Source organism: Streptococcus sp. SG2 (assembly GCF_030439925.1).
GTDB classification, from domain to species: domain Bacteria; phylum Bacillota; class Bacilli; order Lactobacillales; family Streptococcaceae; genus Streptococcus; species Streptococcus gordonii.
This window is the reverse complement of record NZ_JAQFJD010000004.1, coordinates 73,884-95,280: the sequence shown is the minus strand read 5'-3', so window position 1 is coordinate 95,280 and position 21,397 is coordinate 73,884. Positions and strand designations below refer to the sequence as shown.

16 protein-coding genes are annotated in these 21,397 nt (G+C 42.5%); 5 read left to right on the top strand and 11 right to left on the bottom strand.

The annotated features are described in order from the left end of the window. Positions 1-148: 148 nt before the first annotated feature. Positions 149-1,720 (bottom strand): DEAD/DEAH box helicase, encoded by a 1,572-nt coding sequence (locus PCY09_RS08715; RefSeq protein WP_096755040.1) that lies wholly within the window; start codon positions 1,718-1,720, stop codon positions 149-151. A gap of 357 nt (positions 1,721-2,077) precedes the next feature. Here PCY09_RS08715 and PCY09_RS08710 point away from each other — a divergent pair, with 357 nt between their 5' ends. Further along, positions 2,078-2,476: a hypothetical protein gene (locus PCY09_RS08710; protein WP_048777522.1), complete on the top strand. Its 399-nt coding sequence runs from the start codon at positions 2,078-2,080 to the stop codon at positions 2,474-2,476. Between the two features lie 28 nt (positions 2,477-2,504). Here the strand turns inward: PCY09_RS08710 and icd are convergent, their stop codons facing one another. From icd to PCY09_RS08665, 9 genes are all read right to left on the bottom strand, one after another. Then, positions 2,505-3,716, bottom strand: a complete 1,212-nt coding sequence (gene icd, locus PCY09_RS08705; RefSeq protein ID WP_185760628.1) for an NADP-dependent isocitrate dehydrogenase — start codon at positions 3,714-3,716, stop codon at positions 2,505-2,507. After that, positions 3,703-4,821, bottom strand: a complete 1,119-nt coding sequence (locus PCY09_RS08700) for a citrate synthase (RefSeq protein WP_060554128.1) — start codon at positions 4,819-4,821, stop codon at positions 3,703-3,705. The genes icd and PCY09_RS08700 overlap by 14 nt, the downstream gene beginning before the upstream one ends. 2 nt (positions 4,822-4,823) lie before the next feature. After that, on the bottom strand, positions 4,824-7,487 hold the full coding sequence (gene acnA / locus PCY09_RS08695; RefSeq protein WP_125397254.1) for an aconitate hydratase AcnA: 2,664 nt from the start codon (positions 7,485-7,487) through the stop codon (positions 4,824-4,826). Between the two features lie 215 nt (positions 7,488-7,702). Then, entirely contained in the window at positions 7,703-8,611 is a 909-nt protein-coding gene (locus PCY09_RS08690; RefSeq protein ID WP_008809540.1) for a magnesium transporter CorA family protein, read from the bottom strand. Positions 8,612-8,839: 228 nt separating this feature from the next. Beyond that, complete coding sequence (locus PCY09_RS08685; RefSeq protein ID WP_008809541.1) at positions 8,840-9,586, bottom strand: CPBP family intramembrane glutamic endopeptidase; 747 nt, start codon at positions 9,584-9,586, stop codon at positions 8,840-8,842. A 31-nt stretch (positions 9,587-9,617) separates the two neighbouring features. After that, positions 9,618-9,866, bottom strand: a complete 249-nt coding sequence (locus PCY09_RS08680) for a methyltransferase (protein WP_125397255.1) — start codon at positions 9,864-9,866, stop codon at positions 9,618-9,620. Between the two features lie 314 nt (positions 9,867-10,180). After that, positions 10,181-11,725: a peptide chain release factor 3 gene (locus tag PCY09_RS08675; RefSeq protein WP_125397256.1), complete on the bottom strand. Its 1,545-nt coding sequence runs from the start codon at positions 11,723-11,725 to the stop codon at positions 10,181-10,183. Positions 11,726-12,268: 543 nt separating this feature from the next. After that, positions 12,269-14,965: a cation-translocating P-type ATPase gene (locus PCY09_RS08670; RefSeq protein ID WP_125397257.1), complete on the bottom strand. Its 2,697-nt coding sequence runs from the start codon at positions 14,963-14,965 to the stop codon at positions 12,269-12,271. A gap of 220 nt (positions 14,966-15,185) precedes the next feature. Beyond that, positions 15,186-15,572, bottom strand: coding sequence for a DUF1934 domain-containing protein (locus PCY09_RS08665; protein WP_061595991.1), 387 nt, complete (start codon positions 15,570-15,572; stop codon positions 15,186-15,188). Between the two features lie 104 nt (positions 15,573-15,676). Here PCY09_RS08665 and PCY09_RS08660 point away from each other — a divergent pair, with 104 nt between their 5' ends. Genes PCY09_RS08660 through PCY09_RS08645 form a run of 4 tightly spaced genes read left to right on the top strand, consistent with a single transcriptional unit; the run spans position 15,677 to position 20,253 of the window. Further along, positions 15,677-16,978 (top strand): HD domain-containing protein, encoded by a 1,302-nt coding sequence (locus PCY09_RS08660; protein WP_125397258.1) that lies wholly within the window; start codon positions 15,677-15,679, stop codon positions 16,976-16,978. Position 16,979: 1 nt separating this feature from the next. Continuing rightward, entirely contained in the window at positions 16,980-17,789 is an 810-nt protein-coding gene (yidA, locus tag PCY09_RS08655) for a sugar-phosphatase (protein ID WP_125397259.1), read from the top strand. Beyond that, positions 17,789-19,003 (top strand): aminoacyltransferase, encoded by a 1,215-nt coding sequence (locus PCY09_RS08650; RefSeq protein WP_185760629.1) that lies wholly within the window; start codon positions 17,789-17,791, stop codon positions 19,001-19,003. The genes yidA and PCY09_RS08650 overlap by 1 nt, the downstream gene beginning before the upstream one ends. Positions 19,004-19,017: 14 nt before the next feature. Next, entirely contained in the window at positions 19,018-20,253 is a 1,236-nt protein-coding gene (locus PCY09_RS08645) for an aminoacyltransferase (RefSeq protein ID WP_125397261.1), read from the top strand. 62 nt (positions 20,254-20,315) lie between these two features. Here PCY09_RS08645 and PCY09_RS08640 read toward each other — a convergent pair whose 3' ends face one another. Beyond that, positions 20,316-20,972 carry a CBS domain-containing protein gene (locus PCY09_RS08640; RefSeq protein ID WP_111724002.1) on the bottom strand — a complete coding sequence of 219 codons (657 nt, stop codon included), beginning with the start codon at positions 20,970-20,972 and terminating at the stop codon, positions 20,316-20,318. Positions 20,973-21,397 lie beyond the last annotated feature (425 nt).

Here is a 21,397-nt window from a genome sequence, read left to right as displayed (position 1 = left end):
TGAATTTAAATCATTTTTGTTAAAAATTGTTGTGAATTGTCATAGAATGTAGACTCATTTCCCACAAAAAACAAAAAGCCAATACAAAATTCGAATAAATTTTCATAAGAAAAGACCACTAGTTCTTGCTAGCAGTCTTTCAAATTGTTTATTTATCACCCTTATTACGAATAACAAAGCCGGTTTTCTTTTCGCTAGAAGTATTGCGTGGCTTCTTGTGATCCTTGCGGTAGCGATTTTCTTTGTCAAAACGCTCTTCTTTACGACCTTTCTTAAATTGGTCGCGACGGCCACCTCGGTCACGGCGATTGTCATTGTTGCGACGGTTGCCATTTCCGCCACGACTTCCCTTGCCTTTTCCGCCAAAGCCACCGCCAGACGGTTTAAATGGCAATGGTTTTTCACGGGCAATTTCTACTTCAGGAAGGGTATCTGGATCCTGCACCGTCAAGCTGAGGATATACATAGCCAACTCTTCTGGACTGAATTCTGCTGCCAGTTTACGAGCATCTTTGCTAAATTTCTCAAAGTTAGAACGGATGCTTTCATCCGCAAAATCACGTTCAATCTTCTTAAGAGCAACTTTTTTCTTAGCTTGGAAAGCTTCCTCTGCAGTCGCAGGCTTAAGGCCTTTCATGCGCTTCTTGGTCAGATTTTCGATAATCTGCAAATAGCCCATTTCATTTGGCGCTACGAAAGTGATAGACTGACCTGACTTACCAGCACGACCAGTCCGACCAATCCGGTGAACATAGCTTTCTGGATCCTGCGGAATATCGTAGTTGTAGACGTGGGTCACACCAGAAATGTCCAATCCACGCGCGGCCACATCTGTCGCCACCAAGACATCCAGATTGCCGTTTTTAAAGTCACGCAGAACGCGGAGGCGCTTGCCTTGGTCCAAATCACCATGAATCCCTTCTGCTCGGTAACCGCGGATTTTCAGGCCACGAGTCAGCTCATCCACCCGGCGCTTGGTCCGGCCAAAGACGATAGACAGCTCTGGCTGCTCCACATCCATCAGGCGAGTCATGGTATCAAATTTTTCATTTTCTTTGACACGGATATAATACTGGTCTACTAGCTCCGTCGTCAACTCTTTAGCAGCAATCTTGACATGCTCAGGCTCCTTCATGAACTTGACACCGATACGCTTGATAGCATCCGGCATAGTCGCTGAAAAGAGCAAGGTCTGACGTTCTTCTGGCACACGGGAAATGATAGACTCAATATCTTCCAAAAAGCCCATGTTAAGCATTTCATCCGCTTCGTCCAAGATTAAGGTTTCAATCTGATCTAGCTTAAGCGCCTTGCGTTTGATCAAGTCCAAGAGACGACCAGGTGTTCCTACGACGATATGAGCACCAGATTTGAGGGCCTTGATTTGCTTTTCAATGCTGGAGCCACCGTAGACAGAACGCACCTTGACACCCTTGCTGCGGCCAAAACGGAAAAGTTCTTCCTGACTCTGCACTGCTAATTCACGGGTTGGAGCGATAACCAACGCTTGCACAGCAGGATTATCTGTATCAATCTTCTCCAGAGTTGGGAAGCCAAAGGCTGCTGTCTTTCCTGTCCCAGTCTGGGCCTGACCAATGACATCCTTACCTGCCATAGCAAGTGGAATTGTCTGCTCTTGGATAGGACTCGCTTCTACAAAGCCAGCTTTTTCAATCTCTGCTAATAATTCAGCAGATAAATGTAATTCATTAAATTTCAATGTTCTTCTTCTTTCTAAAGGCGGTGCGAAGCCACCTTATAAGGCTTTTGATACTCATCTATCGAAACATGACAAGTGCTTTCGCTTGATAAATCTCGATTTTCTGAGAGTATTCGCTCTTCTCTTCATAAATATGGTCTCTCAAGTCTAGGCACTAAAAAAGCGCCGACTCGGTCGCTAGTTCCCACTGAATAGAAAAACTGTAAGTTTTGCAACCTATCTAGTATACCATAAATAAGGTTAAAAAGATAGGACTTGACTGTAAAATATTTTATTAGAGATTTCTTTTGTAAAAAATGAAAACTTGAAAATCATTTTCAAAAGCATTATAATCTACAAAGAAGAAAGGAGACAGGTATGAACAAATTTTTACGAGTGATTTTCATTTTACTTATCTTAGCTATGCTGGGCGCGGCTATGATCCAGATATTCCAGCCCCAGCTCTTGGGCAATGAGTCCATCTATGGTCTAGCTCCCTACTGGCAGCGGGAAATTGGTTTCTGGAATCTGGCTATTCTGCCTTTAGCCATTGCCGCCAACATAAAGTATGATTGGTTCTATCTGCGTATGACCTTGCTAGCACTGATTCTGGGCGGGCTGGGCTTTGGTACCAACCATCTGCTAGGCTATCTGGCAAAGGCGAATCAAGCGAATCTACTGGGCTGGATTGAAAATTATCTGCTAGTCTTTTGCTGGATCATCGGCTGGGGACTGGAATATCGAAAAAGACAAAAAAATGATGAAGAAACTGTCTAGATAGGCAGATTCTTCATCATTTTTTTCATTATGGACACTTTTCTATATTAGCTACCAGCTCCTCAGCAAATTGACTAGTGGTCAAGTGTGCTACTCCTTCCAGCTGACTGGCAAAATCGCCTGTCACTTTTTGCTCAAAGAGAGCCTTCTCAATAGCCTTAGTCAGGAGCTGAGAGACCTCTGACCAACCAATGTAATCAAAGAGCATGGCCCCCGATAAGAGAAGAGAACAAGGATTAGCCTTGTTTTGACCCGCTATATCTGGCGCCGTTCCATGAGTTGCTTCAAAAATAGCATGACCAGTCTCGTAATTAATATTGGCTCCTGGCGCAATACCAATCCCGCCCACCTGAGCAGCCAAGGCATCGCTGGCATAGTCACCATTTAAATTGGTCAAGGCAACAACATCAAATTTCTCGGGATAGAGCAGAATCTGCTGCAGAAAATTATCTGCAATGACATCCTGGATAATTAGTTTTCCAGAAGCCAGCTCATCCGCATACTCTCTTTGAGCCAGTTCATAGCCCCATTTTCGAAAACCACCTTCTGTAAATTTCTGGATATTGCCCTTGTGAACCAGAGTGACACGCCTTAGTCCTTTGGCTAGCGCATAGTCTATAGCTGCCCGTATCAGCCGCTCACTGCCCTGCTTAGAGATAGGCTTGATCCCAATAGCAGAGCTTTCTGGGAAGCGAATCTTATCAACCTGCATATCCTTCTGCAGGAAATCGATAACTTTTTGGACTGCAGTCGTTCCACTCTCCCACTCAATCCCTGCATAGATGTCTTCTGTATTTTCCCGAAAAATTGTGATGTCAGTCTTCTCTGGGTGCTTGAGCGGACTGGGAACTCCCTTGAAATAACGAACCGGCCGCAGGCAGGCGTAAAGGTCCAATTCCTGTCTCAAGGCCACATTCAAGGAACGAAGCCCTTCTCCGATTGGGGTTTCTAGCGGTCCCTTAACAGCCACCAGACAATCCTTAATCGTTGCCAGCGTTTCATCCGGCAGCCAGTCACCCGTCAGGTCTGCTGCTTTTTTCCCAGCCAAAACTTCCTTCCAAATAACCTTTCTCTGGCCGCCATAAGCCTTTCCCACTGCCTTATCAAAAATCAACTGGGCATTTTTCCAGATATCAACCCCAATCCCATCACCTTGGATGCAAGGAATAATCGGAGCATCCGGTACCTGCAACCGCCCTTTCTCAAACAAAATCTTATCTGCCATTTTATCTCCTTCCAATGGGAAGATACTCCAAACCTTGAGCACCAATATAGTTAGAACGCGGCCGAATCAGCTTATTGTTCTTGCGCTGTTCCTGAATATGGGCAATCCAGCCAGCCACCCGACTCATGGCAAAAATCAGGGTGTAGATACTGCTGTCAATGCCCAACACATGGTAAACCGTAGCCGAATAAAAATCGACATTCGGTATCAGATGCTTGGTATGCTTCATATAGGCTTCAATTTCCACTGAAAGCTGATACCAAACCTCATCCTTGGTCCCCTGTGTCAAATCCTTAGCCATTTGACGCAGGTATTTTTCACGCGGATCTTGAGTCTTGTAAACTCGATGACCAAAGCCCATAATCTTCTCATGAGAGGCCAGTTTGCGGTCTAGATAGGCCTGGCAATTCCCTTCCTCTCTGATCTCTTTCAGCATATCAAAGACACATTCATTAGCACCGCCATGAAGGGAGCCCTTGAGCGCTCCAACAGCTGCTGTCACGCAAGAATAAATATCGGTCAAGGTCGAGGCGCAGACACGAGCCGCAAAGGTTGAAGCATTGAGTTCATGATCGGCATGGAGCACCAAGGCACAGTTAAAGGCTTTGACTTCAAGCTCACTAGCCTCTTCTCCCTTGAGCATATAGAGGAAATTAGCCGCAAAGCCCAAATCCTCCCGCGGCTCTACTGGAGTCTGACCCGACCTCAGTCTGGCAAAAGCCGCAATAATAGTCGGCATCTTTGCCATAAGCTGGATGCTCTGCTCATAGGTCGCTTCTAGAGAAGTTTCCTCAGCATGGACATTATAAACCCCCAAAAGACTGACCGTTGAGCGCAAGACGCTCATGGGATGAAGGTGCTTACGGGACTGGATAAGGATGCACTGCTCCACCGCATCGCTAATGGCATAATTAGTTCGCAGATCTTCTTCAAAATGCTTGAGCTCAATCTGAGTCGGCAAATGCAAATGCCACAGCAGATAAATCACCTCTTCAAAACTTGCATGGTGCTCTACCAATTCAGAGATATTGTAGCCTGCATAAGACAAGGAATCATCCACAATCTGGCTAATCCTGGTATCACAGGCAATGGTATCTTTCAAGCCGTCCGTCTGACTCATGCTCATACCTCCTCTAATTTCTTTCTAACGACCATGGGCAAAATTCCTCCGTTTTCATAGTAACGGATATCCGCCTCTGCATCAAAGCGCAGCCGAGCTTGAAAAGCTATTTCTTCAGCACCTTTCCGCGCTACCACGTCAACTAGCTGACCAACTTGCGGGTTCTGTGGCAGATTAATGTCGAAAGTCTCCTTGCCTGTTAAGCCTAGGCTATCCGCATCTTCGCCCTCTAGATACTGCAAAGGAAGAATCCCCATCATGACCAGATTGGACCGGTGGATACGCTCAAAACTCTCTGCCAGCACCACCTTGACACCCAAAAGATTAGCTCCCTTAGCTGCCCAATCACGACTGGACCCCATACCATAGTCTTTACCAGCTAGGACAATGGTATCAATTTGCTCTTCCTTGTAGCGCATGGCCGCCTCATAAATGGATAGTAGCTCTCCTTTATAATCTGTGTAACCACCAATCTTTCCATCTGCCAATTCATTTTTAATCCGAATATTGGCAAAAGTCCCCCGCATCATGACCTCATGATTCCCCCGACGGCTGCCATAGGAATTAAACTCTTGGTAATCCACTCCATGCTCCATCAAATAGGAAGCTGCTGGGCTGTTTCTGGCAATATTTCCTGCTGGGGAGATATGGTCTGTCGTCACCGTATCCCCAAATTTTGCCAGCACTGCAAGATTTTTCAGTGGCTGAATGGCTAAATCATCAGCTAAACCATCAAAGTAAGGTGGATTTTGAATATAGGTCGAAGCCTGATTCCACTGATAATTTTGAGAAGAGGCTGTCGGAATCTGATTCCATTTTTCATTGTCATCAAACACATGGGCATATTCTTTTTCAAAAAGCTGGCGCGTCACATATTTTTGAACATAGTCTGCAACCAAGTCGTGCTCCGGCATCAAATCCATCAAATAAACCGGCTGCCCTTTTTGATCATAACCTAGTGGCTCGCTGGTCAGATCGACATTGGTATTTCCAGCCAGAGCATAGGCGACCACCAAGGGCGGACTAGCTAGGAAATTGGCCTTGACCAGTGGATTGATCCGCCCTTCAAAATTCCGATTTCCTGAAAGAACAGCACTAGCCAGCAAGTCAGTATCCGTAATCGCCTGAGCCACTTCCGGTCGGAGATTTCCTGAATTTCCAATACAAGTAGTGCAACCATAGCCGACAACATTGAAACCAAGCTGATCCAGATAGGTCTGAAGACCACTCTTCTTGAGATAGCCTGTTACCACCTTGCTGCCCGGAGCTAATGAAGTCTTGACAGTCTTTGAAACGCGTAAGCCTTTTTCTACTGCGTTCTTGGCTAAAAGCCCTGCCGCCATCAGGACATAGGGATTGGATGTATTGGTACAGCTAGTAATGGCAGCGATAGCCACATGACCAGTCTTAATCGTCTCCTCATGGTCAGAAAATTGAACCACTGCAGACTTTTCCAGCTCGCTCTCATCTAATCCAAAGCCTCGGACCCCCGCTTCTCTGACTAGACTAGCTTGAAACTCCTCTTTAGCAGCTGTTAATTCAATCAAATCTTGGGGCCGCTTGGGTCCTGAGATACTTGGCACAATGCTGGACAAATCAATTTCGACTACCTTGGTATAAATTGGCTCAACCTTTTCATCATAGAAAAGGTGATTTTTTTGAGCATAGAGACGGGTCAGCTCAATATGATCTTCTGACCGATTAGTCAGACGCATGTAATTGAGCGTTTCCTCATCTATCGGAAAATAACCACAGGTAGCTCCGTATTCCGGCGCCATATTAGCCACTGTTGCCCGGTCAGCCAGGCTTAGATTAGACAAACCAGGTCCAAAGAACTCGACAAATTTGCCAACAACATTTTCCTGCCGCAAGATTTGCGTGACCTTTAAAGCCAAATCCGTCGCTGTCGCTATCTTAGGTAGCTTCCCCAAGAGACGAACACCAATCACCTCGGGAACTGGGAAATAGGAAGCCTCACCTAACATGGCAGCCTCGGCCTCAATCCCACCAACACCCCAGCCTAGAACACCAATACCATTGATCATGGTCGTATGACTATCCGTCCCAAACATACTGTCTGGATAGAGTTGGCCATCCTTTTCAATAATGACATCACTGAGAAATTCGATATTGACCTGATGGATAATCCCCGTAGCAGGAGGAACTGCTCGATAATTATCAAACGATTTTTCGGCCCACTTGAGAAATTCGTAGCGCTCATTGTTACGGATAAACTCCTGGTTCATATTGGCTTCCAGAGCTGTATCACAGCCATAAAAGTCCACCTGAACACTGTGGTCAATGACTAAATCAACCGGAATTTCTGGATTAATCTGATCTGCCTGACCTCCCTGGCCAACAATAGCATCGCGCATACTAGCCAAATCCACCACGACAGGAACACCCGTAAAATCCTGGAGAATAACTCGGCTAGGCTTAAAAGGAACTTCTCCGCTTGGTGATTTAGCTTGATAATGCATCAAAGAATAAATGTTATCTTTAGTTACATCAATCCCATCTTCTTTACGAAGGACACTTTCGAATAATATGCGAATAGAATAAGGAATTTTTTTTATATCTCCTCCTAGTAAAGCCGAGGCTTTCTTCAGATCTATATATCGGTATACATTGCCTTTGTAATTTAAATCGCTTAGGTATTCTGCCATATTTCTACCCCTCACTTATTTTAAATTGTTTTATATTATACTTTATTATGTAATTTTATGCAATAAGATTTCTTAATAATACGTTATGTTTTCTAACATAAAAATACAGTTTTTAAAATAAAGACAAACTGTACCAATTATTTTCTTTAGCAATCAAGAAAAAAACAAGCACCATCTCGGTGCTTGTTATAGAAAAATAATTTGATTTCAGAAATTTACTTCTTATTGGCCAACCATTTTAGCAGCTTGGTCAGAAGTCCCCAAATGACTAGACTAATGATAACAATATAAATCCAGGCATTTTTATCATTAGACAATGGCAAAGGAACATTCATACCAAAGAAACCAGTGATAACTGCAAGTACTGCCAGAAGGACCGAAATAATAGTCAGGACAGTCAAATTGTCATTCAGATTGTTGTTCAGGATATTATTGTAGGAGCCTGAGAGCTGACTGAGAACTTGAGCGATCAGATCAGTCATCGAAACGAGCTGACGAGCCTCAATCATGGCATCCTCAAACTGTTCAGTTTCTAAGTCGTCAAAACGGCGGTAAATACCATGGCTTTTGATATGCTCTAGAAGCATGCGGTTCTGCTTAGCCGCAGCAACTAAATAGACCATTGAGGTTTCCAAGTCTGACAGGGCAAACAAATGCTTTTTAGTAGTTGTCTGGCGCAGAAGAGTATTAATTTCATCCTTACGCTTGTCCATCCGCTCAACGACTGGATAGTAAGAATTGGAGATCAACTCTAGACTCGCAAAGAGAAATTTATAGACCGATACTGGCTCATGACGCTCAGTATAGGCCTTCATCATATCAACAACATAGGCATTGTCCTGATTACTGATAGTAATGAGCCTCCCCTCCTGAGCCACAAAGGTCATCGGAATCGTCTCATAATGTTCCTTATCTGTCGCTAGATTAAGGACATTGTAGATAAAGACAACTGTACCATTCTCGCGATTATAGTCCATGTGAGCCCGTTCATTTTTATCCAGAGCATACTCAATGGTTTCTTTGTCAATTTCATAATCTTGATAGATCTGCGCAGTCTGCTTAACATCATCAGAATCAATATTAATCCAGACATCCTGACCTTTTAGTTTTCTTTCCAGAAACATGAAACTCCTTTCTTAACATCTAGAATGATTTTTAAGAACAAGTGCCTAACTCCCTAAACTGTTCTTGCATTCAAATATGCTATGTCAAAACAACTTCCTTGCTCAGTACGATTGATAAAGTGGCTAGTTTGCCTATCTTATCTATTACGATATAAATTGTTATGAATTAAAATTACCCTAAAAAGTTGATTAGTGAAGCGGCTAGTCACAGCCCAGTAGAATTTAGTGCTAGTCATTTTTATTTTGCTCTCTAATCGAAAGAACAGTTGCCATTACTATAATAATTATTCTACAAGCATAAGATATATTTTGATTACCACCTACCGCTAATTGTGAGAAAACATTTATTACCGAATGTGTCATCACACATATCCACAAACTGTTTGTCTTTATAAATAATGCGGATAAAATAAAGCAATTAGTCAACAATCCAAGCAAAAATCCCAATGCCTGTACCTGCGGCAATGTGCCTTCAATGTAGAAATAAGAAAAATGCCATATTCCCCATGGAACAAAAGTAAATATAGTTGAACTAATATAACTATGGCGTTCCATCATAATTGGTTGAAAAACATATCTCCACCCTACTTCTTCAATTCCACCAAAAAGGATTGCTTTAAGAAATAAGATAATAGGAATATACCACGTATTAAACGCTAATTCCCCATCAAATGCAACATAGCAAAAATCCAAAAACAAGAACACAATAGCAAATAAATAACTGCCCCTGTTTTGCTTTATAGCGAAAAAATCCTTTAATATTTTCTTCGTACTGTACTTTTTGTATCTAACTGCAATAATAGTTCCCCATAGAGCAGTGGAAAGGCCACCTATGCCAATAGCAAGCATTCCCATTGGCGTCCTATAATCTACAACCATACCCAAATGACGCAATACAAAAACTATAATAGATATAAGCCATATTTGACCTAGGGTCCCTAATAAATAAAGGAAGATCGCTTTTTTTCGACTCATAACTTTACCCTAAATTTTAATTTACCCATTTCTATCTTTTAACTGATTTAGTTGCAATATAAGTTTTAATATTCAGTTCATAAAGCCTACCAGAGCCATTCGTATCTTCATATATATCAAGTAAAGTGAACCCTGCCTTCAACTGTCCACCTATCTGCTCTGTTATATTGTAAGAAAATTGCATTCCTGCATTTCCTTTAATCATATACTCTTTGGCTATCTTGTCTTTTAATGAATTAAAAGGCATTTTCCATATAATTTCTTTTTCCTCATTATCCACAATATAGTTGACTTTATTAATTATATTCCTTCTATTAATTACAACATGAAATCAAACAAATAGAGGCAAATTACTCGCCAAAATTAGTAAGATAGCTAGACAATCACCATAGCGATTGCCATCAACTGATTAGCAACTTTTGATTCAGATTCAGTCAATGAATCAGCCTAAATCAGGTAAACAATGCGTTACGACACGGAGTTTGGCAAATCGATTTTATTTGCCAAATGCAGTTAGTAAGGTACTTAGCCATGGTCCCATAGGACATGGCGTAGATTGCTTAGACTACTATGTAGCCAAGCAATCTTAGTACGTTACATCTTCTCTTCCAACTTGACATCCGGATACTTGTCCGCGAACCAACGTAGGGCAAAGTCGTTTTCAAAGAGGAAGACTGGTTGGTCGAAACGGTCTTTGGCTAGGATATTTCGACTAGAAGACATACGCTCGTCCAGGTCATCTGGAGAAATCCAGCGAACAGTCTTTTTGCCCATTGGTGTCATGACCACCTCAGCATTGTACTCGCCTTCCATCCGGTGCTTAAAGACTTCAAACTGGAGTTGACCAACAGCACCCAGCATGTACTCGCCCGTCTGGTAATTGGTATAAAGCTGAACGGCTCCCTCTTGTACCAGCTGCTCAATCCCCTTATGGAAGGACTTTTGCTTCATAACATTCTTGGCTGAAACCTTCATAAAGATTTCAGGAGTAAAGGTTGGCAGTGGTTCAAATTCAAACTTGTTTTTCCCAACAGTCAGAGTGTCTCCAACCTGATAAGTACCTGTATCGTAAACCCCTATAATATCCCCAGCCACAGCATTGGTCACATTTTCACGACTTTCCGCCATAAACTGAGTGACATTCGATAGTTTGGCGCTCTTCCCAGTACGAGGCAGATTGACACTCATACCTCGCTCAAATTCACCAGATACGATCCGAACAAAGGCGATACGGTCACGGTGACGAGGGTCCATGTTGGCTTGGATTTTAAAGACAAATCCTGAGAAATCCTTGTCATAAGGATCCACAATTTCTCCATCTGTTTTCTTGTGACCATGTGGTTCTGGAGCAAACTTAAGGAAAGTCTCAAGGAAGGTCTGCACCCCAAAGTTTGTCAGGGCTGACCCAAAGAAGACTGGTGTCAGCTCACCTGAAAGGATAGCTTCCTCAGAAAACTCATTACCTGCTTCATTTAGAAGTTCAATATCTTCCTTAACTTGTTCATAAAATGGATTGCTACCAAAAAGTTTGTCCCCATCTTCCAGACTAGCAAAACGATCATCACCTTTATAAAGTTCCAAGCGCTGGTTATAAAGGTCATACAAGCCTTCAAAGGCTTTCCCCATCCCGATTGGCCAGTTCATAGGGTAGCTAGCAATGCCCAAGACTTCTTCCAATTCTTGCAAGAGGTCCAGTGGCTCACGTCCATCACGATCCAGCTTGTTCATAAAGGTAAAGACTGGAATGCCACGGTGTTTAACAACCTCGAACAATTTCTTGGTTTGGGACTCGATACCCTTGGCAGAGTCCACGACCATGACCGCAGCATCCACCGCCATCAAGGTACGATAGGTATCTTCTGAGAAGTCCTCGTGCCCTGGCGTGTCTAGGATGTTGACGCGCTTGCCATCGTAGTCAAACTGCATCACGGATGAAGTGACCGAAATCCCACGTTGTTTCTCGATATCCATCCAGTCAGACTTGGCAAAAGTCCCTGTTTTCTTCCCTTTTACAGTACCAGCCTCACGAATCTCTCCCCCAAAATAGAGCAACTGCTCAGTGATGGTTGTCTTACCTGCGTCCGGGTGGGAGATGATGGCAAAGGTACGGCGTTTCTTAATTTCTTCTTGTAAATTCATTTTCTTCTCTTTCTCTCATTTTAGGATAATGGTGAATGTTCATTTTTCTTCTATTTTACATCGGAATAGCCCAATCCTTTCAACCTATCTATTATAGCGGATTTAGACCTTTTTTTCAATTATCTAAAGAAGATCGAAATCGCCCTTTCGAGCGATTCTACCATTTCTGCCAATATAATTTATATTAAAAATCTGACAATGATATTGCTAAAGAAGAAAATTACAAATATTAGGATTAAAACCAGTAAATAGAGCAGGCATTTTTCCCTGATTTCCAGTTCTTCTTTCTCTTCAACTGTCATAGAAAAATAGCTTTGTTACGTTTTAAGAGATAAAGGATCAAACCTTCTTCCATCTTCATTTCATTCTTTTCCTGCCTAAAATCTAGCAATTTTTTTGACATTGGCTTACATCATGGACAAATCTTATAAAATTTTTTCTCATTCCGTGCTTTTATATCAAAGTATATTGCAACAAAAGACCATGTAAAGAGAGGGAACCTTTCCGATTCCCCCTCAATCATATTTATTATTAAAGCGAATTTTAAATCGCATTTTTATCTAAGCCCATTTTACGTTGAACAAACTTAACAATTTCTACAATGATAATCATAGAGAAGCTACCCAAGAGGACAACTGCCCATTGTGATAAGTCAAGCTTGGTTACGTGGAAGATGCTTTCTAATGGATCGATAACAATCGTTGCTGCTAGTAAAATGAAGGATACCAAGATTGACCAGTTGAAGGTCTTAGATTTGAATGGACCAACTGTCAAAATAGACTGGTAAACAGATTTCACATTATAAGCATGGAAGAGCTGAATCAATCCAAGAGTTGCAAAGGCCATTGTAAGCGCATCTGCATGGATTGCTTTTACATCGCCAATATGTACAGGATTGGCAATAGCATAGCCATAAACTGCCAACACCAGAGCACCTTGCAACAATCCTTGATAGATGATGGAGCTCATGACGCCACCAGAGAAGAAGCTAGACTTACGTCCACGCGGCTTATGAGTCATGACACCAGGTTCAGCTGGCTCAACACCAAGAGCAATAGCTGGGAAGGTATCTGTTACCAAGTTAATCCACAATAAGTGAACTGGCTGCAGGACATCCCATCCAAAGAGGGTTGCCAAGAAAATTGTCAGCACTTCAGCTGTATTAGCAGAAAGAAGGTATTGAATGGTCTTTTGAATGTTTGAGAAGACCTTGCGCCCTTCTTCAACTGCAACGATAATAGTCGCAAAGTTATCATCTGCAAGGATCATGTCAGATGCACCCTTAGAAACCTCTGTACCAGTGATTCCCATACCGATACCGATATCGGCTGTTTTCAGAGCTGGAGCATCGTTAACACCGTCACCTGTCATGGCAACGACCTTACCTTGATTTTGCCAAGCTTTGACGATACGAACCTTGTGTTCTGGAGATACACGCGCATAGACAGAGTATTGACCAACTACTTTTTCAAATTCTTCATCTGAAAGTTCGTTGAGCTCAGCACCTGTCAAGACATGGTCTTCAGAGTCATTTTCATCAATGATTCCCAAACGTTTGGCAATGGCTTCTGCCGTGTCTTGGTGGTCACCCGTAATCATGATTGGACGGATTCCAGCTTCCTTAGCCACTCGAACCGCTTCTGCTGCCTCTGGACGCTCAGGGTCAATCATACCAATCAAACCAGTAAAGATCAAGTTGTTTTCAAGTTCTTCAGAAGTGAGGTTTTCTGGAATGCTATCGATAATCTTGTAGGCACCAGCCAGGACACGCAAGGCTTGGTGAGCCATTTCTGAGTTATTTGATTTAATTAGATGCGAAGTAGCATCATCAATTGCTGCAATATCTCCGGCCTTATCACGAGCAACACAACGTTTCATGAGTTGATCAGGAGCTCCCTTAACCGCTACAAGATAACGACCATCTGCAAGTGGATGAACAGTTGACATGAGCTTGCGGTCTGAGTCAAATGGCAACTCAGCCACACGAGGATATTTCTCCAAGAACCCTTTAACATCGTAACCCTTGTCCAAGGCATACTGGATGAAGGCTGTTTCAGTTGGATCCCCGATCAGGTTTCCTTCTGCATCAATCTTGGCATCATTGGCCAAAACAACTGAACGAAGAAGAGGCATGTCCAAGCCCAGTTCAATCTCATCAGCTGAGTCATGTAGAACTGCATCGTAGAAGACTTTTTCAACCGTCATCTTATTCATAGTAAGAGTACCAGTCTTATCAGAAGCAATAATTTCTGTTGAACCAAGTGTTTCTACTGCTGGCAACTTACGAACGATAGAGTTTCGTTTGGCCAAGACTTGAGTACCTAGAGCCAGAACTATGGTTACGATAGCAGGAAGCCCTTCAGGAATGGCTGCAACGGCAAGCGCAACAGACGTCATCAACTCACCGAGCGGATCTTTTCCTTGGATAAAGACACCAACTACAAAGGTAACTGCTGCAATCACCAAGATAGCGTAGGTCAAAACTTTAGAAAGGTTATTTAGATTTTGTTTGAGTGGAGTATCAGTCTCATCGGCATTTTGTAGCATACCTGCGATATGACCCACTTCAGTATACATACCAGTGTTTACAACCACACCAATCCCGCGTCCATAAGTGACGTTAGAGTTTTGGAAGGCCATATTAACACGATCACCGATACCAGCATCTTCAGCAAGTTCTACAGACAAGTCTTTTTCAACAGGAACGGATTCACCTGTCAGTGCAGCTTCCTCGATTTTAAGAGAGTTGGCTTCAAAGAGACGCAAATCCGCAGGAACAACATCTCCAGCTTCTAAAATGACGATATCACCAGGGACCAGTTCTTTTGAATCCACTTCGGCTACATGACCATCACGAAGAACACGCGCTGCTGGACTAGACATAGATTTGAGGGCTTCAATAGCTTCCTCAGCCTTACCTTCTTGGTAGACACCAAAGGCAGCGTTGATAATAACAACGGCCAGGATAATAATGGCATCCGCAATATCTTCTCCACCAGATGTAACAACTGAAAGAACAGCAGCTACTAGCAAGATAATAATCATCAAATCCTTGAACTGCTCGATAAATTTCACGAGGAGAGATTTCTTTTCACCCTCATCCAATTCATTGCGACCATATTCAGATAAGCGTTTTGCAGCCTCACTGCTGGTCAATCCCTCTTTAGACGTTTCCATCTCTTGCAAGACTAAGTCTTGATCCTGAGTATAGAAAGCCTGACGTTTCTGTTCTTTAGACAAATTGTCTCCTCCTTTTTATAGGGTCTCTTTGAAATAGAAAAAGAGACCTGTTTATTAAACAAGTCTCGCTATTTCATACAAGGCCGGAAATTGCTTTCGTATTGACGACCATGTAACGGTTATTCCGTTAGCTACTCCCTTGAGTTGTTTATCATTGTATCAAAATTTCTCTTTTTTCGCAAGAAAATCTTCTAGCTTTTTTGAAAAAATTTCACATTTTTTACAACCAAGAAATTTCCATCTGGTAATCAGCAAATAATCGTTCTCCATCAGGTGTTTTAAGCTGGTAATCCAGAAAAATGATTTGCTTATCTAAATCCAGATGATATCGTTGGGTATCCGTCATCAAGGTCTGCATCCCCATAGGAGTAGGCACCCCAACCAAGGCTCTGTCATCTTTGATGAACCGCATCAGAGTTTTAGGATTAGAAAAGCGGGTCATGGTCAATTCTGTATCATGAAACTTAAGGACTACTTTCTCGTCTTCCTCATTTTTAAATAGTAAGTAATGATGGTTACCTTTTTGAGTCCATTCAGCATCGTAAATTTGATCAATTAATTCTGTCTGACCATCTAATTGAATCTGGTTTTTCATCCGAATCTTCATAAGTTTTATCTCTCAATCTAGTCGTTTTCCTTTCTATTTTAACAAATTTTATCGGTTTTTTCTTCTTCTACTCTCTACAAAGCCATTTGTGTTATAATAGAAGCATGATTGAAAAAGTATTTCGTGATCCAGTTCACACCTATATCCATGTGGACCACCAAGTTATTTACGACTTAATTAATACTAAAGAATTTCAACGACTACGCCGCATCAAGCAACTGGGAACATCTGGTTACACTTTCCATGGTGGTGAGCATAGCCGTTTTTCGCATTGTCTGGGGGCCTATGAAATCGCCCGACGAATTACCAAAATCTTTGATGAGAGATATCTTCAAACTTGGGACAACCATGAGTCTCTTTTGGTAATGGTCACTGCTCTTCTACACGATGTAGGACACGGAGCCTACTCTCATAGCTTTGAGCGTTTATTTGATACCGATCATGAAGAAATCACACGCCAGATTATCACAAGTCCTGAAACCGAGATTAATCGTGTATTGACTCAGGTTTCACCAGATTTTCCTGAAAAAGTGGCCAGTGTCATCAACCACACCTATCCTAACAAGCAAGTGGTTCAGCTGATTTCCAGTCAGATTGATGTGGACCGGATGGACTATCTCTTACGAGACTCCTTTTATACTGGTGCTTCCTATGGTCAATTTGACTTGACCAGAATTCTACGGGTCATACGACCAGTTGAAAACGGGATTGCCTTTCAACGTAATGGTATGCATGCCGTGGAGGATTATGTGGTCAGTCGTTATCAGATGTACATGCAGGTTTATTTCCATCCAGCTAGTCGAGCCATGGAAGTTTTGTTGCAAAATCTATTAAAAAGAGCCAAATTCCTTTACGAAGATCAGAAGGACTTCTTTAAACTAACTTCACCCAATTTACTGCCTTTCTTTGAAAAGAGATTTAGTTTGCAAGACTATTTAGCTTTGGATGATGGAGTCATGAATACCTACTTCCAAAGCTGGATGACCAGCCCTGACACCATCTTATCTGACCTTGCTCAGCGATATGTCAACCGAAAAGTTTTTAAATCCATGATTTTCTCAGAGGAAAATGAAAAACATCTGGATGTCCTACGCCAGCTTGTCAAACAAGTTGGTTTTGAACCAGATTATTACACTGCTATTCATCGTAATTTTGACCTTCCTTATGATTTTTATCGTCCAGATGTTGAAAAGCCACGTACTCAGATTGAAATCATTCAAAAAGACGGTAGTTTAGCTGAACTGTCTAGCCTTTCCCCAATTGTCCAATCCCTAACGGGTACACGTCAAGGGGACAACCGTTTCTATTTTCCTAAAGAAATGTTGACAGATGCTGGTTTGTTCAATGAAAAAAGCCAAGCTTTTCTAAGCTATATGAAAAACGATACTTTTATTTACGGAGAATAAGATGTCCATTAAACTAGTCGCCATTGATATTGATGGCACCTTGTTAAACAGCAAAAAAGAAATCACACCAGAAGTCTTTTCTGCTATCCAGGATGCCAAAGCTGCTGGAGTCAAAATTGTCATTGCAACCGGTCGCCCTATTGCTGGCGTTCAAAGACTCCTCGAGGAACTAGAGCTTAATCAGCCAGATAACTATATCGTTACCTTCAACGGCGGACTGGTGCAGGATACTGTTACAGGTCAAGAATTAATCAAGGAAACACTGACCTATGACGACTATCTGGATATCGAACTGCTTGGGCGAAAATTAGGTGTCCACATGCATGCCATCACCAAGGACGGCATTTATACAGCCAATCGGAACATCGGCAAGTACACTGTTTACGAGTCCAATCTGGTCAGCATGCCGATTTTCTATCGTACGCCTGAAGAAATGGCTAATAAAGAAATCGTCAAATGCATGTATATTGATGAACCAGAAATTCTGGATGCAGCCATTGCTAAGCTACCACCGGAATTAGCCGAAAAATATACACTGGTTAAGTCAGCTCCTTTCTATCTGGAAATTGTCAAAAAGACTGTTAATAAAGGGGCTGCTGTCCTCCATCTGGCTGAAAAACTGGGCTTGAGCAAGGAAGAGACCATGGCAATCGGCGATGAAGAAAACGACCGCGCCATGCTGGAAGCTGTCGGCTCTCCTGTTGTCATGGAAAACGGCAAGGAAGAACTCAAAAGAATTGCCAAATATATCACCAAATCAAACGACGAATCCGGCGTAGCACACGCCATTAGAGAGTGGGTTTTAAAATAATGTTTAGTTACAAAATTGGAATTTCAGCTCAGGAACACGACGATTTTGTCACGGCTCATCCGCAGGCCAATCTCCTGCAGAGCTCAGCCTGGGCTCAGATTAAGGACAACTGGGCAAATGCACGCTTGGGCTTCTATAAAGACGACCACTTGGTTGCTGCAGCCAGTGTCCTGATTAAACCACTGCCCTTGGGGATGACCATGCTTTATATTCCGCGCGGTCCCATCATGGACTATAGTGATAAGGAGCTGCTGGCCTTTGTTTTGGCGTCGCTCAAGAAATTTGCTAAGGAGAAAAAAGCTCTCTTTCTCAAGTTTGACCCCAGCCTCTTTCTGGCAGAAAGCAAGATGGGTGCTGAATTGCAAGACAATACAGAGACTGTTGAGCTGATTCAAGAGCTGCAGCATGCTGGAGCTATCTGGGTCGGACGGACTGAGTCTCTGGACGAAACCATCCAGCCTCGCTTGCAGGCCAATATCCATAAAGAAGATTTCAGCGAGGATCTGCTTTCTAAGAGTACTCGCCAGGCTATTCGTACAGCCCGAAACAAAGGCATCCAAATCCAATTTGGCGGAGCAGAATTACTGGATGACTTTTCAGGCCTGATGAAGAAAACGGAAAACAGGAAAAATATCCACCTGCGTGGCAAAGACTATTACCAAAAACTCTTGGATACTTATCCCAACCACTCCTACATCACCTTATCCAGCATTGATCTAAAGGCACGATTGGAAGATTTGCAGGCTCAGCTGACTAAGACACTCAAGGAAGCAGAGAAATTTACCGATAAAACCAAGCCTGGCAAGATTGAGAATAACCAGCAAGAACAGAAACGCCTCCAGGAAGAGATTGACTTTCTGCAGGACAAAATCAGCCAAGGTGCTACTGTCGTTCCCCTGTCTGGCACCCTGGTCTTGGAATACGGCAAAACCTCTGAAAATATCTATGCTGGAATGGACGAGGAATACCGTCGTTATCAGCCTGCCATCATCACTTGGTACGAAACAGCCAAACATGCTTTTGAGCGCGGAGCAGATTGGCAAAATATGGGTGGAATCGAAAACGATCTTAAGGGCGGTCTCTACAGCTTTAAATCCAAGTTCAATCCAACCATTGAGGAATTCGCTGGTGAGTTTAACCTGCCAACCAATCCCCTCTACCACCTCTCTAATCTGGCCTACACTATCAGAAAGAAACTGCGTAGCAAGCATTAAAAGAAAGGAAGCCTATGACCTTTAAACTTCTCAGCCAAGAAGAATTCATCCAGCATACCTCAGCTAGCTCCCAACGCTCTTTTATGCAGACCGTGGAAATGGCAGAGCTGCTGAGCAAGCGTGGCTTCAGTACCCAGTATGTCGGCTACACTGACCCACAAGGGAAGGTAGTGGTGTCAGCTGTCCTCTACAGCATGCCTATGACTGGCGGCCTTCATATGGAAATCAACTGCGGTCCTGTCTCTACCAATGCTCAATACCTGACCCCCTTCTATCAAGCTTTGCAAGCCTATGCTAAAAAAGAAGGTGCCCTAGAGCTCATCATCAAACCCTATGAGACTTACCAGACCTTTGACAGCAATGGCCAACCCACATCTGAAGAAAAAGGCGAGCTTATCCAGCAACTGACTGACTTAGGCTTTGCCTTTGATGGCCTACAGACGGGCTATCCAGGCGGGGAGCCTGATTGGCATTATGTCAAAGATTTAGCTGGTCTGACGGAGAAAGACTTGCTCAAATCCTTCAGTAAAAATGGTAAGGCGACAGTCAAAAAGGCGAATACCTTTGGTATCAAGCTAACAAGGCTGGAACGTGACCAACTCAGCATTTTCAAAGACATCACAGCTGCCACTTCTGACCGGCGGGAATATGATGACAAGCCACTAGACTACTATCAAGATTTTTATGATAGCTTTGGACAGCAGGCTGACTTCATGACAGCTAGTCTCAACTTCAAGGACTATCTTCAGAACTTACAAAAAGACCAAGAGAAACTGGGCCAGAAAATCCAGAAACTACAGGCTGACTTGGAAAACAATCCTCAATCTGAAAAGAAGCAAAACCAGCTGCGAGAGCTTTCCAGCCAGTTTGATAGCTTTGAAACCCGCAAAGCAGAGGCTCAAGATCTGATTGATAAGTACGGCGACCAAGACCAAGTTCTGGCTGCCAGCCTCTTTATCTATACTCCTCAGGAAGCAACCTATCTCTTCAGCGGCTCCTATCCTGAGTTTAACAAATTCTACGCCCCTGCCCTGCTGCAGGAATACGTTATGACTGAGAGCATCAAGAGAGGCATTCCATTTTATAATTTCCTCGGCATTATGGGAATTTTCGATGGTTCTGACGGTGTTCTGCGCTTCAAACAAAACTTCAACGGCTTCATAGTTCGAAAAATGGGAACTTTCCGTTATTATCCTAACCCTCTTAAATTTAAAATCATTCAGCTCATAAAGAAAATTTTAAGACGTTAAGATGCGTAAATCTAAAATATACAAAAGGACCGGGAACATGATTCCCAGTCCTTTTGTATATTTTATAAGGCTTTCGCTTCTGTATGAACGATGCTATCCACATGAATCTGATTGTCTTCAAATTTTGTTTTGAGAGCTTCTAAATCCACCTTGCCATCAATTTGAACCTCAATAACAACCTTACCATCTTTCCGCGGTATGTTAACCGCATTTGAAATATTCAGATTTTCTTCAACCAGCAAATGGACAATATGCTCCAAAACTCCGACTTCATCTTCAGTGACAAAGCGCACTCGAACACCTTCTTCTCCATAACCAGATACTTCTAAAAAGGCTTTAAAAATATCTCGATCCGTAATCACACCATAAACCTGCTCATTGTCCACGACTGGAAGAATACCGACTTTATTTTTCAACATTAGGTAGGTCGCATCTTCTAGACTGGCATATTGGGACACCGTGATGACCTTTCGAATCATGACATCCTTAATCTTTGTTTTGTTGAGGAGGTAGTTCATCTCATAAATGGATAGGCTAGTTGCTTTAGATGGGCTGGCCTCAGCAATTGTCCCTTCCGTAACAAGCCCAACCAATTTATCATTTTCAATAACTGGCAATCTGTGCAAACCTTGCTCCCGCATAATATCTGCTGCGTGAGCAACCGTCGTATCAGGACTAATATAAACGACTTTGCGTGTCATAAAATCTTTTACTGCCATAAGAGTCTCTCCTCTATTTTTTCTTTCTTTTATTATACTGTTTTTTTTTCGCAATTTCAAACGCTTTCATCATTTTTCTTACTTTTTCAAAATTAAGAAAAATCCAGCTATTGGCAAAATTGAAAGAACCTCAATGAAAAACTACTGGAGAATTACTCAAGTTTCTAAAAATTATCTGGCTTAAGCTTAAGACTCATTCTATTCAAAATCACATTTTTAAATATAAATAATCTTATAACCAACCTATCTACCCTAATATATAAGAGTATTCCTCAAAACTTTGTGATTTCTCCTGCTTATTCAAATTTAATTAATAAAAAGCAGAATATGAAAGATATACTGTCATTTCTATCCTAACAACCTAGATCTTCAACCTGAAACAATCCACCGGGCATCTTGACGAAAACTTGGTTTTCTTTATCTGC

Excerpts from the sequence above, each read along its gene's own strand:
- acnA (WP_125397254.1), bottom strand. The coding sequence starts at position 7,487 with ATGGCAGAATACCTAAGCGATTTAAATTACAAAGGCAATGTATACCGA.
- PCY09_RS08640 (WP_111724002.1), bottom strand. The coding sequence starts at position 20,972 with ATGGCAGTAAAAGATTTTATGACACGCAAAGTCGTTTATATTAGTCCT.
- PCY09_RS08690 (WP_008809540.1), bottom strand. The coding sequence starts at position 8,611 with ATGTTTCTGGAAAGAAAACTAAAAGGTCAGGATGTCTGGATTAATATT.
- PCY09_RS08645 (WP_125397261.1), top strand. The coding sequence starts at position 19,018 with ATGACCTTTAAACTTCTCAGCCAAGAAGAATTCATCCAGCATACCTCA.
- PCY09_RS08685 (WP_008809541.1), bottom strand. The coding sequence starts at position 9,586 with ATGAGTCGAAAAAAAGCGATCTTCCTTTATTTATTAGGGACCCTAGGT.
- PCY09_RS08650 (WP_185760629.1), top strand. The coding sequence starts at position 17,789 with ATGTTTAGTTACAAAATTGGAATTTCAGCTCAGGAACACGACGATTTT.
- yidA (WP_125397259.1), top strand. The coding sequence starts at position 16,980 with ATGTCCATTAAACTAGTCGCCATTGATATTGATGGCACCTTGTTAAAC.
- PCY09_RS08660 (WP_125397258.1), top strand. The coding sequence starts at position 15,677 with ATGATTGAAAAAGTATTTCGTGATCCAGTTCACACCTATATCCATGTG.
- PCY09_RS08675 (WP_125397256.1), bottom strand. The coding sequence starts at position 11,725 with ATGAATTTACAAGAAGAAATTAAGAAACGCCGTACCTTTGCCATCATC.
- PCY09_RS08665 (WP_061595991.1), bottom strand. The coding sequence starts at position 15,572 with ATGAAGATTCGGATGAAAAACCAGATTCAATTAGATGGTCAGACAGAA.
- PCY09_RS08700 (WP_060554128.1), bottom strand. The coding sequence starts at position 4,821 with ATGAGTCAGACGGACGGCTTGAAAGATACCATTGCCTGTGATACCAGG.
- PCY09_RS08710 (WP_048777522.1), top strand. The coding sequence starts at position 2,078 with ATGAACAAATTTTTACGAGTGATTTTCATTTTACTTATCTTAGCTATG.